Below are 11,990 nucleotides of genomic sequence, written 5' to 3' on the forward strand. Positions count from 1 at the left end.
TAACGTGTAAATTCATCAAAAACCTTCATGATTTATAGAAAAGAAGGTTCAATTTGCGATACATTTAGTCAACCAAATGAACGGTCTTTCGCTTCCAAGGAAGTGGCAGAAGAAGCTGACATTGCAATCCCCACTGTTCGAAAGTATGACCAAATCTTAACGCGAAATGGATATGAGTTGTTAAAAGATGGAGATTGGCGTATTTTTTTCAATCTGACATCGAATCGCTTATAGCGTTACGCGATACGGACAAGCCCCTAGACGATACAGCTAAAGACCTTGTCTATCAACAAAAAGAAAGATTAGAAGATTTAATGAAACAGAGGTTGGGATACCCGATACATATGACAATCTACGAAGAAAGGGGCTAAACGTCTCTTTTTTATGTTTCGTATCGCAAGGCGATATAACTTGCAAATTCATCAAAGAACCTTCATATTTAATAGAAAGGAGGTCCGATATGCGACATGATATACAACCGAATGAACGATCTTTCTCTACCAAGGAAGTGGCAGAAGAAGCAGGGATTGCCCCCCCCACTGTTCGAAAGTATGGCCAAATCTTAGAGCGAAATGGATATGAGTTTTTGAAGGATGGCGATCGGCGTATCTTTGTTCAATCCGATATTGAATCGCTTATAGCGTTACGCGATACGGACAAGCCCCTAGACGATACAGCTAAAGACCTTGTGTATCAACAAAAAGAAAAATTAGAAGGATTCAATGAAACAGAGATTGCGATACCCGATACATATGACAATTTACCCCACGATCCTAATCAATTAAAAGAGATCTTAATGTTTTTATCCAATGAACTCGCAGCCACACGTGAAATGAATGCCCAATTGACAAACAGTATGTCTCAGCTTAAAACAACGGTTTCACGGCTCCAGCAAGATCATCATGTGATAAGTTCTACTATTGGAAACTCAGCGCAAAAAACTCATGCTAAAATCGAAAAATTAACTGAACAACAAAAGACCCATTACGAAACATTGCTGCAACAAGAAAAACAAAAAAGCGAATTCTTACAAAAAGAATTAAAAATTATGCGGGACGAACAGAAAAGAGAATGGCGTTCACAAAATGACTTTAATAAACGTTTAGAAGAAGCGATACAAAAACCTAAAGATAAATGGGGGAGGCTTTTCTCTATTTTCCGTAAATAATAGGTTCCTGTTCCCATGTGTAGTGGTGAGGTAAAGTGGAAAAGGGGAATAAGTAAATACAAACTATGTAATATGTGGTTTACTTTCAGTCTACTAGTGTAGTTTAGTGCTACTAGCAACTTTTACACTTATTATAACTAATGTCGTCTATCTAAACAACAAAAGAATAGCGACTGACCTCCAAGTTAGGTGGCTATTTCAATGACGGTTAACTTAGGTTGGCCGCACTCGATCTTGTTTATTCTAGGTTGATTTTGATTCCATTAATACATAATTATAGATTGGTTTCCATGTATATTAACAGAACTCCGAAAGAAGTCTCCCGCATGATATTGTGTGACAAGTCGTCATACTAGCTAATAGCGAACTAATGGACAAAAAGTGAGAGTGGATAGTGAATTGCTACCTGCTTTCACCTTTTTATGTGCGTGTGGAAATTTGTCGTACCTTGTATTTCCCGCGAAATATTTCATATCTCATGCCTGTCACCACTCGGAATTTGTCGATTATGGCTAGTGGTGCCTGACCCCCACTCAGGAGAAGGCGGGAGAAAGGGAACGAGAGTCAAAACAGAGATGCTGTTTTAGTCAAGCTCAAAAAGATGAATGGTGTGACAGTAAGACAATTGTCAAGAATAACTGGAATATCAAAGAGTGTCATTCATCGTATTCAATAAAAGGGGGACGAGGAACCTCTGTCCCCCTTGACAAATAATTTTAACTATATTATCATCTGTGTAACCGGTTACAGATTCGAATCGAAGTTGAGGAGATCTTATGACAACAATTCGTGACGTCGCAAAACATGCGCAAGTATCAGTGGCAACTGTTTCAAGAGTGTTAAATCAAAAAGGGTATGTCAGTAAGCAAGCGGAAGAAGCGGTTCTTGCTGCGATTAAGGAGTTAGATTTTAGACCTAATGCAGTAGCTAGAACGCTCTATAACAAATCATCGCGAATGATTGGTTTGATTTTACCGGATATTACGAATCCCTTTTTCCCAGAATTAGCTCGAGCTGTGGAGGATATTGCCCTTACTTATGGGTATACAGTTGTCCTTTGTAATGCAGATGAAGATATAAAGAAGGAACGTAATTACTTAGAAGCATTGAAGCAGAAATATGTCGATGGCATCATTTTAACGACGAACCAACTCTCTTTTGCGGAAGTGGATAAAGTAGGTGTGCCAATGGTCGCACTTGATCGAATTATAGGCGATCAGATTCCAACTGTCGTTTCCGCTAATAAAGAAGGGGCCGAAATGGCGACAACCCATTTAATTGAAAGTGGGTGTAAATTTATTGCTCACCTACGTGGACCAAAGGGGTTAGCGACTGCCGATGATCGCTTGCATGGTTTCAGGAAAGTGGTTGAGAAAGCAGGAGTTGCCAGTATTGTGGGAGAAGCTGATTTTTACTTTGAGAAATCAGAGCAGGTCACTAGAGACTTACTCGAACAGCATCCAAGCATTGATGGGATTTTTGCTAGTAGTGATGTAACGGCAGCAGGTGCGATGAAGGCTGTTAACAGAATGGGAAAACGTGTTCCAGAAGACATCCAGATTATTGGGTATGATGGGATTCCTTTTGGGGAAATGCTAGTCCCGTCTTTAACAACGATTGCCCAACCTATTTATGAAATGGGTGCAACAGCTGCAAGATTATTAATCAAGCTTATTGAAAAAAAGCCAATAGAAGGCTCTTACTTTGAACTATCAACGAATTTAATTGTTCGTGAAACAACGAAAAGGAAGGAGGAGATCGAATGAAACAGCAACCGATTATTACAGTCGTTGGAAGCATCAACATGGATATGGTTACCATCACAAAAAAGGTCCCGGTCCAAGGGGAAACAACGTTTGGAGAACGTTTTGAGACGATTCCAGGTGGAAAGGGAGCCAATCAAGCTGTTGCGGCTGCCAGATTAGGAGGGAATGTCCAATTTATCGGGAGAGTGGGCGATGATGCCTTTGGAGAGCAGCTTCAAGAGGTTTTAAAAAAGGAAGGAATTTCTGTAACAAATGTGGAACCGGTTACACATTCGAGTTCAGGTGTAGCAACCATCCTTGTATCGGATCACGATAATCGCATTATTGTCATCCCAGGAGCCAATGAACAAGTCACTCCTAAATACGTGGAAGAACATAAAGAGCAACTATTAACGAGTGATCTCGTGTTATTACAATTTGAAATTCCGTTAGAAACCGTTCGCTATTGTTTAAATCTTTGTCATGAGGCAGGAATTCCTGTCATTTTAAATCCAGCCCCGGCTAGAACATTAGATAAAGAGTTTTGGAGCAAAGCTCTGTATATTACTCCTAATGAGACGGAGGAAAACGAATTACGTTTGGATGAGCACGAAGAGATTGCTCGGAAGATTATTGTGACGATGGGAGATAAAGGGGCAAAATTCAGGGAAAACGGAATTACTCACACGATCCCATCCTTCAGAGTAGAGCCAGTCGATACAACGGGGGCAGGAGATACTTTTAATGGAGCGTTGGCGGTTGCAATTAGTGAGAAAATGCCACTTTCAAAAGCAGTTGAATTCGCCAATGCAGCTGCAGCGCTCTCTGTTCAACGGTTTGGCGCACAAGGCGGGATGCCTACACGAAAGGAACTAGAGGAATTCATATTAAAGTGGAGGTAGCTTGATGAAAAAAAATGGAATATTAAATAGAGATATTGCGGAGGTTCTCGCAAAGCTTGGACATACAGATACGATCGTGATTGGAGATTGCGGTCTTCCGATTCCTGAGAATGTGAGGTGTATTGATCTCTCTTTGAAAAAAGGGGTGCCTTCTTTTTTGGACGTGTTGGAAGAAGTGTTGAATGATATGGAAGTCGAAAGTGCTATTTGCGCAGAGGAAGTCAAACAGAATAATGAAAAGGTTTACAGTGAACTGTGTAAACATACATTTCCGATTCAATTTATGAGTCATGAGCGTTTTAAAAAAGAAACACAAGAGGCTAAGGTAATTATCCGAACAGGGGAGATTACACCGTACGCGAATATCATTCTTCAGGCTGGTGTGATTTTCTAAAAGGGGTGTCTTTATGATTATTCAAATGGAAGGGATTTCAAAATCATTTAGCGGAAACCAAGTATTAAAAGAGGTGGCTTTTTCCTTAGAAAAAGGTGAAATTCATGCCCTAATGGGGGAGAATGGCGCCGGGAAGTCAACGATGATGAAAATCCTAACAGGCATTTACGCTCGCGATAGCGGGACAGTGGAAGTAAAAGGAAAGCAGGTCGTCTATAAAGGTCCTAAGGATGCGGAAAGAGATGGAATTGCTGTTATTCATCAGGAGTTAAATATTCTACCGGAGCTTACGGTAGCAGAGAATTTGTATTTAGGTAATGAACAGACAGTAGGAAAGACAGCCTGGTTAAAAACAAAAGAGATGAACCGGAAGACAGAAGAGACGCTTCGGGATTTAGGGTTACATGTGAAGGCAACAGAACGAGCGGGGAATTTATCCGTTGGAAAGCAGCAAATGATTGAAATAGCGAAAGCGCTTATGACCAATGCAGACGTCATTATCATGGATGAACCTACAGCCGCTTTAACCGATCGAGAAATTCAAACCTTGTTTAAAACCATTCGTGGTCTGCAGGAAAAAGGGGTTTCCTTTATCTATATTTCGCACCGCATGGAAGAAATCTTTTCTTTGTGTGATCGGATTACCGTATTACGAGATGGTCAATATGTTGGGGTGAAAAACATTCCAGAAACGAGTTTTGACGAAATCGTTAGCATGATGGTAGGCAGACAGTTAGGCGGAAGATTTCCTGAGTTAACAAACGAGCCTGGAGATGTGAAGCTTGAAGTAAAAGGTTTAACGAGAATGGGTGAATTTAAAGATATTTCATTTGCGGTTAAATCAGGTGAAATTTTAGGGATCTCAGGCTTGATGGGAGCTGGGCGCTCAGAAGTGGTAGAGACCTTGTTTGGTTATCGAAAGGCAGAGAGTGGGCAGATTTTGATCAATGGCAAAGAAGTTCAAATTTCTTCTCCTATTGAAGCTATAAGAAATGGCTTGGGCCTGATCACAGAGGATCGAAAAACAAAAGGGCTCATCACAGACTTCTCCATTCGCGAAAATATTAGTCTAGCCAACTTAAAGTCTATTTCCACTAATGGCTGGATTGCGAAAAAGAAGGAATCGGCCTTATTTGAAAACCTGATCAAACGGTTAAGGGTGGTGTGTTCGAGTCCGGAGCAACAGGCAAAATCCTTGAGTGGGGGAAATCAGCAAAAGGTGGTCATAGCGAAGTGGCTTGGCACAAGTCCAAGTATTCTCATCTTGGATGAACCAACACGTGGGGTAGACGTTGGGGCTAAGAAGGAAATTTATACGATTATGAAAGAATTAGCCGAGCAAGGAGTAGCCATTATCATGGTCTCATCCGAACTTCCAGAAGTCATCGGTATGAGTTCAAGAGTCATGGTGATGTTTGAAGGACAGATGAAAACGATATTAGATCGAAATGAATTAAGTGAAGAACATATTATGCATTACGCCACTGGAGGCGATAAACATGTTGGGTAAAGGGAAATTTTCAGCTAATTTTGCAAAATTAGGACCACTTATTGGGTTGATGGTCATTATTGTCATCATTACGATGTTAAATCCAAGCTTTCTATCGTTATCAAATATTTTTAATATTTTAAGACAAGTCTCGATTAACGCATTGATTGCGTTTGGTATGACCTTTGTTATTTTAACGGGTGGAATTGATTTATCAGTCGGATCGATTCTCGCGTTGTCAGGGGCTGTCACAGCCACTTTGCTCGCGGCCGGAGTAGATCCTGTATTGGCTGTTGCAGCAGGCTTAGCAGTTGGAGCCATTCTCGGAGCCTTTAATGGATTGATTATTTCCAAAGGGAAAGTCGCACCATTTATTGCCACACTTGCAACGATGACTATTTTCCGAGGGTTAACGTTAATGTTCACAGATGGAAAACCGGTTACCGGTTTAGGAGATTCCACCTTTTTTCAAATGTTAGGTAAAGGGTATTTCATGGGCATTCCCGTACCGGCTATCACCATGATGATCTCTTTTGTTATCTTATACTTGATTTTAAAAAAGACAACGTTTGGTCGCCGGGTGTACGCAGTCGGTGGGAACGAAGAAGCCGCTATATTATCAGGAATTAAAGCGGATCGAATTAAAATTTATGTCTACTCGTTAACCGGATTTTTATCCGCGCTTGCTGGGGTGATCCTCATGTCGAGATTGAACTCCGCACAGCCAACGGCAGGTTCTATGTATGAATTAGACGCGATCGCGGCTGTTGTCTTAGGTGGAACGAGTTTAACGGGTGGTAGAGGTTGGATCGTAGGTACTCTTATTGGGGCCTTGATTATAGGAGTCTTAAACAATGGGCTCAATCTGTTGGGAGTCAGTTCCTTCTTCCAGCAAGTTGTTAAAGGTGGGGTTATCTTACTTGCGGTACTAATGGATCGTAAGAAAAATGCTTAAAGGAGTTAAGGTGAACCGAAGTGGTGATCCTCTCTTTTAGGCAGAGGGCTTTAGGAAAAACAAAAAAATTAGGGGAGAGTGTGTAACATGAAGAAATGGGTCATGTTTGTATCAGTATTAATGTTAGCTTTTGTAACAGCTTGTTCAATGGAATCACCAGCAGGTAACGCCGATTCAGAGAGTGGTTCAATTGATAGCGGAGACGGGGAATACACGATTGGCTTTTCGATTTCGACGTTAAATAATCCATTTTTCGTTACTCTACAAGAGGGCGCTGATGCAAAGGCAGAAGAGCTAGGCGTCAATCTAGTTGTGTTAGATGCACAAGATGATGATGCGAAACAAGTGAGTGACGTGGAGGACTTAGTCCAACGCGGTGTTGATATCATCTTAATTAATCCAACAGATTCTGCTTCAGTAGCTGCAGCGGTTGAAGTGGCGAACAGTGCAGGCACTCCTGTTATTACCGTAGACCGTGGGGCTGATTCAGGAGAGATTGTCACCCATATTGCTTCTGATAACATAGCTGGTGGTGAAATGGCTGCAGAACTTTTAGTTGAATTAGTAGGAGATGGAGCGAAGGTTGCTGAATTAGAAGGCATCCCAGGTAGTTCCGCTGCACGTGAACGTGGAGAAGGTTTCCACAATGTCGCGGGAGGATCGCTTGACGTCGTTTCTTCTCAAACCGCAAACTTTGACCGTTCTGTAGGATTAAATGTAATGGAGAACATTCTTCAAAGTCACCCAGACATTGTTGGCGTATTTGCTCATAATGATGAAATGGCTCTAGGGGCTTTAGAAGCTGTTGAAGCAGCTGGCAAAGGAAGTGATATCGTCGTGATTGGATTTGATGCAACAGACGATGCGGTTGCTGCCGTGGAAGCTGGCCGCTTAGCAGGTACAGTAGCACAACAACCTACCCTTATAGGTTCATCTGCGATTGAAGCAGCGTTAAAGATCCTAAATGGGGAAGAGGTTGAGGCGAATATCCCGGTGGAGTTGGAATTGGTGAAGTAGTTTTTTATGGTGCCTGGCCGCCATTCGGTGCCAGGCACTACTTTTTAGTTAATTTTTAAACAGTTCAACAAAGGAAATCAACTTTTCTAATGTCATTAGGTTCTGGTTGCATTTGTAACTATCAATGCAAATATAATTACCTCTATTTGTATACGTTTCTTTTCCCGTTTTCACATTTGACATGAACAATCCAACTTCTTCATGAGCGTTACATAGAGAACAAATTCCTTTAATGTTGCCCGTGAAAGTCCCTTGAATCCCCATTAGTTTTCCGTTGTCGTCTACAATTAGGAGTTTCTTTTTCGAGCGGATATCATACCATCCCAAATAAGACCATTCCCTAAAATCTATTTCTAAAGACGGTGCTTTCCATTTTTTTACTTTAGGAAATAGTTTGGATATTGTCTTTTCTGTCACACTTTTAAATGGAAGGACATCATTCTTAAGTTCGGTTAGTAAAACCTCTGGATGAATCTCCTTTTCGTTTTCAATGACCTTTTTTAATATAGACTTCTGGTTCTCGCTAATATCAAGGAATAACGTCATTATTTTATCAAGTGAACTTAGCTTTAAAGCAGTAAGAACATCTTTATCTGTAACGATCGAATGTGCGTGAACAAGGTTATTTATTTGAAACTTGATAAAGTTGTATTGGTCATTTCGTATGAAAGGTTCAATTTCTATGATTGAATCTTGTTTGTTTTTCATTTCTGTCAGCTCCTTATTTCATAGTGAATCGATCACAAGGTGCAAATCCACTTATCAGAAATGAAATAAGGCGATGATCTTTGGTCTACCTCATACAAAGTATCGCCTTTCTAATAACAGGCTTTGCATGAGACGTTTCAAATTCTGGCGGAAGAAAAAATAGTTTCGCCATTTTATATCACCTCCTAATTAGATGTATCAATATTTTACAGTTGGTTTCATTCCTCCTTTCTTTGACTAACTCGTTTCGTTCACCCGTAATGAAATCCCCTAATGCCTAGTTTGATATATAATCTCACCAAAAAAAACTGTCTTTTCATAGAAAAAGAAGGAATATACCGACTCAAGACAGAATATATATATTATTCATAAAATTTAGATAATTAAGGAGGGGTTTTTATGATAAAAGGGATGTTTTTTCTAAAACGAAAGAGGACGTGGCATGATTACAATGAATTTGAACGTAAAATGTGGGGACGATTCTTTAAGGAAAAAACATCCGAATTACAAAGGAGATTTGGTCATTCAGTTGAATCTTATAAGTTGGCGAAACGTTATGCGGATCGCGAAATGAGGTATCTACTTTTACAACAAACAGTACGAAGGAATGGTTTCATATCTAGAAAAAGAACGGAAAAGAGCATGAAGTGGCAAGAATGTCGTCAGCTTCCAGCTTCCAAAAAGCAATCAAATAAACCGCTTGACCATGGCATTATGTAAAAACCGATTTCAGATATATGCAGTCATTTTTAGGAGGAAAAAATTTCAAATGATATTTTGTGGAAGATGTGTCTGTAAGAGAATCCGTGCTATTACCATCACCACCCGAAATCTGAGCCCGTACAAGTATGTATAAAAGGTTAACTGTAGAGCAGTACATACAGTTAACCTTTTTTTGCGTCAGTCACCTCACAATGTTTATCTATTTAATAACCGGGAACACATCTAACAGAGATAGACAAACTATTTATTCGAAAGGATGATTTTAGTGGATAATAAAATGCACGAGTTAATTGAAGGACTAAATGAAGACCTAACGAATGAATATGCGACAAGTATTATGTATAGCAACCATGCTGCAGTCGTATCAGGTCTATACAGGCAAACGCTAAAACCGTTCTTTGAAAGTGAAATTGCAGATGAACAAGGACATGCACTTTATTTAGCCGGAAAAATAAAGGTTCTTGGTGGAACACCAACTATGAGACCAGCGGAGCTGAAGCAGCCTGAAACTGTACAAGAAATGCTCGAGGAAGCACGTAATAGAGAGAAAGACACCATTGAGCGTTATGAAGTGCGCAAGTAGCAAGCGGAGGATCTGGGACAAACGGAGCTTGTTCTAAAGCTTGAAGATATGATTGCGGATGAAACATATCATATGGAGGAATTAGATCGTATTCTTATGGATGCACACTTTAATGAAAGGCCAGTGATTGTATAGATGTTTTGAAGAATCATTAACAGCTATCACAAAGGGGGGCTATGGATGATTGCGATAAAGCCGAACCATTTAGGAACGGTTATGGAAGTTGTCGTGATAGGCAAGATTACAAAAAAAAATATTGAAAAATTCGAAAGAGAATTTAAAGAAAAAAAAGAACAGCATGAAAGGCTGAACCTGGTATTGTTTTTGACTGAATTAACGGGCTACTCCATGCAAGCAATCATGGAAGATCTTATGTTTGGTGCACGTCATTTGAGAGAGTTTCATAAGATTGCTGTTTTCAGTGATAAGAAATGGATGGAGTTAAGCACCAGAATAAGTGAGTATATACCAGGCGTTCAAGTCCGACATTTTGACTTTGGTAAAAGAGAGAAAGCCTTGGAGTGGTTTGAACAGTAGAGGCCCGTCATAGCCCTAAGGTTGTGAATAGAGTCAGAGCGTAATGCCAAGCCTTTGTAGCTAGGCATTACTTTTTGTTTAACAGGAAGTGAATGCGTGCCAGTCACCACAGTTATTCACTAGTAAGTCTTGTCGGAGAGTTTTTCCTTTGCTATATTATTTCTTTTCTGTACTCTGTTAAAATCTTCTTTGTTGTTCTGGTTAACTGAGGTGGCAATTGATTTATATCAAAATACTTAGCTTCCTTTATTTCTTTATTATCAACAATAATTTCTCCCGTGTATCCAGAAGCTATATACATCATGATGACACTATATACTTTATCCCCGTTAGGATATTCATGGTAAAAATCTTGCCCTGAGAAAATTCTGTAAAGGGATGGTGACTTTAATGTTATTCCCATTTCTTCTATCAGTTCTCTTTCAAGGTTCTCTTCGACTGTTTCGCCTCTTTCCATGTATCCACCAGGTAAACCCCAATTGCGAGTATCATTTCTATACGATAATAATACTTTGTTTCTGTTATAGATAATAACACCTGAAGAATTAAGAATAAGAGGTGTATGGCCAACAAGTGCTCGAAGTTCTTCAATATAGCCCATAACCGCCTCCTCTGTTGATTTATATTATCTATATTATGCAATTTTATATGAGATAAACCTATTTAGACGAGCATGTAGGGATCGCGTGGAGTGGTGCCTGTGACTCTCTAAAGAATGTAAGATTATAGCGGAAAACGCTCAAAAGCATTATAAGTTAAGAGCATATATCATTCTATCCTATTCTATATCTGAATGTTGCAACGAAATAAGCTGATAGATCGTTACGGTGTTTATCAGGCACCGGGCTTTACGCCATCAAAAAAGAACGCCTCTTAATCAGGCGTCCGGCTGATTTTTTCTTCAAACAACCCTCTACTTACTCACAGGTCGTTGACTAACCTTATGTCGGTCAAAATCGACTAGAGAGGATTGCGGTGCAGCGATAATAAACTCCTCCTGTTTATATTTTTGTTTCACTAATGACTTGTTTCTTACTTGAGTATCTTCTAAAATAGGAGTCTTTTCCGTTAAGGTGGACTTTTTCATGCCAGATAGCCAAGTCTCGAGTTTATACGTTCCTCTTTCAATGATTTGACACAGATCTTCAAGCGTTTCAACCAACTCATTTAAACTATCCAAGCCGCTTCTTAAAACTTGAGCACCTTTGGAATTTGCTTTTTCCACTGAGTGTTCCAATCTATACAAGACATCCTGATAGCGGAATTCAATATAACAACTGCTGCGGTCCCAATTATAATCGAAATAGGAAACGTTTAGACTCTTCATAATCCTTATAAGCTTTCTCTCACATAGATCTTGCTCACTATTTTTGATTTTGAAGATTTCAAATATTTTAAACATAACATTCACCCTCCGTTTTTATAAACCCTATTGTTTACAATCCGTTCATCTAATACCAATGAGTTCTACAAAATAAGCCAAACCCCTTTTGTAATCGTTTTACATTTATCGACTTTCTTATACAAGGTTAAGGGGGAGTGTTTTCATAAAACAACAAATAACTGCATAACTAGTAAGATAAAGAGGTTTATGAGGGATGTCTAAATTTGTAACGTATTGTTGAAAACTTTTGAGAGAATTCATTTTAAATGAAGTAATGGGAACGTAATTATAAAGTAATAAAAATAAAATGTAAATGTCAAGCTAACGATGTACATTTTTGATCATTTAAGAATGTACAAAATTAATCATCATCTTTTTCTAAGTG

Annotated in this window: 13 protein-coding genes and 1 pseudogene; 11 read left to right on the forward strand and 3 right to left on the reverse strand. The window is 39.4% G+C overall.

Going from position 1 to position 11,990, the window contains the following annotated elements; all coding sequences use genetic code 11:
• Positions 1–27 precede the first annotated feature (27 nt).
• The 8 genes from PQ474_RS18835 (at position 28) to rbsB (ending at position 7,670) form a co-directional block, all read left to right on the forward strand.
• The gene (locus PQ474_RS18835) at positions 28–234 is read left to right on the forward strand and encodes a hypothetical protein (RefSeq protein ID WP_273846649.1); all 207 of its coding nucleotides are present in this window, start codon (positions 28–30) and stop codon (positions 232–234) included.
• Between the two features lie 226 nt (positions 235–460).
• Complete coding sequence (locus tag PQ474_RS18840; RefSeq protein ID WP_273846652.1) at positions 461–1,168, forward strand: MerR family transcriptional regulator; 708 nt, start codon at positions 461–463, stop codon at positions 1,166–1,168.
• A 776-nt stretch (positions 1,169–1,944) separates the two neighbouring features.
• Entirely contained in the window at positions 1,945–2,934 is a 990-nt protein-coding gene (locus tag PQ474_RS18845; protein ID WP_273846655.1) for a LacI family DNA-binding transcriptional regulator, read from the forward strand.
• Positions 2,931–3,815 carry a ribokinase gene (rbsK, locus tag PQ474_RS18850; protein ID WP_273846658.1) on the forward strand — a complete coding sequence of 295 codons (885 nt, stop codon included), beginning with the start codon at positions 2,931–2,933 and terminating at the stop codon, positions 3,813–3,815. Before PQ474_RS18845 ends, rbsK begins: the two co-directional genes overlap by 4 nt.
• A 4-nt stretch (positions 3,816–3,819) precedes the next feature.
• Positions 3,820–4,209, forward strand: a complete 390-nt coding sequence (gene rbsD, locus PQ474_RS18855) for a D-ribose pyranase (protein WP_273846661.1) — start codon at positions 3,820–3,822, stop codon at positions 4,207–4,209.
• Positions 4,210–4,222: 13 nt separating this feature from the next.
• Positions 4,223–5,719, forward strand: coding sequence for a sugar ABC transporter ATP-binding protein (locus tag PQ474_RS18860; protein ID WP_273846663.1), 1,497 nt, complete (start codon positions 4,223–4,225; stop codon positions 5,717–5,719).
• Entirely contained in the window at positions 5,709–6,653 is a 945-nt protein-coding gene (rbsC, locus tag PQ474_RS18865; protein WP_273846666.1) for a ribose ABC transporter permease, read from the forward strand. Before PQ474_RS18860 ends, rbsC begins: the two co-directional genes overlap by 11 nt.
• 87 nt (positions 6,654–6,740) lie before the next feature.
• Entirely contained in the window at positions 6,741–7,670 is a 930-nt protein-coding gene (gene rbsB, locus PQ474_RS18870) for a ribose ABC transporter substrate-binding protein RbsB (protein ID WP_273846668.1), read from the forward strand.
• Positions 7,671–7,718: 48 nt separating this feature from the next.
• Here the strand turns inward: rbsB and PQ474_RS18875 are convergent, their stop codons facing one another.
• Positions 7,719–8,378: a FusB/FusC family EF-G-binding protein gene (locus PQ474_RS18875; RefSeq protein WP_273846670.1), complete on the reverse strand. Its 660-nt coding sequence runs from the start codon at positions 8,376–8,378 to the stop codon at positions 7,719–7,721.
• A 399-nt stretch (positions 8,379–8,777) separates the two neighbouring features.
• Between PQ474_RS18875 and PQ474_RS18880 the strand changes: the two genes are divergently transcribed.
• From PQ474_RS18880 to PQ474_RS18890, 3 genes and pseudogenes are all read left to right on the forward strand, one after another.
• Positions 8,778–9,098: a hypothetical protein gene (locus PQ474_RS18880; RefSeq protein ID WP_273846673.1), complete on the forward strand. Its 321-nt coding sequence runs from the start codon at positions 8,778–8,780 to the stop codon at positions 9,096–9,098.
• A gap of 280 nt (positions 9,099–9,378) precedes the next feature.
• A pseudogene (locus PQ474_RS18885) lies at positions 9,379–9,819 on the forward strand (ferritin-like domain-containing protein).
• 45 nt (positions 9,820–9,864) lie between these two features.
• On the forward strand, positions 9,865–10,221 hold the full coding sequence (locus PQ474_RS18890; protein ID WP_273846674.1) for a SpoIIAA family protein: 357 nt from the start codon (positions 9,865–9,867) through the stop codon (positions 10,219–10,221).
• 151 nt (positions 10,222–10,372) lie between these two features.
• Here PQ474_RS18890 and PQ474_RS18895 read toward each other — a convergent pair whose 3' ends face one another.
• Both PQ474_RS18895 and PQ474_RS18900 read right to left on the reverse strand, forming a co-directional pair.
• On the reverse strand, positions 10,373–10,822 hold the full coding sequence (locus PQ474_RS18895; RefSeq protein WP_273846676.1) for an NUDIX hydrolase: 450 nt from the start codon (positions 10,820–10,822) through the stop codon (positions 10,373–10,375).
• Positions 10,823–11,134: 312 nt separating this feature from the next.
• Positions 11,135–11,623 carry a hypothetical protein gene (locus PQ474_RS18900; RefSeq protein ID WP_273846678.1) on the reverse strand — a complete coding sequence of 163 codons (489 nt, stop codon included), beginning with the start codon at positions 11,621–11,623 and terminating at the stop codon, positions 11,135–11,137.
• Between the last annotated feature and the right edge of the window lie 367 nt (positions 11,624–11,990).

This window comes from Halalkalibacter alkalisediminis (genome assembly GCF_028610705.1).
GTDB classification, from domain to species: Bacteria; Bacillota; Bacilli; order Bacillales; family Bacillaceae_D; genus Halalkalibacter; species Halalkalibacter alkalisediminis.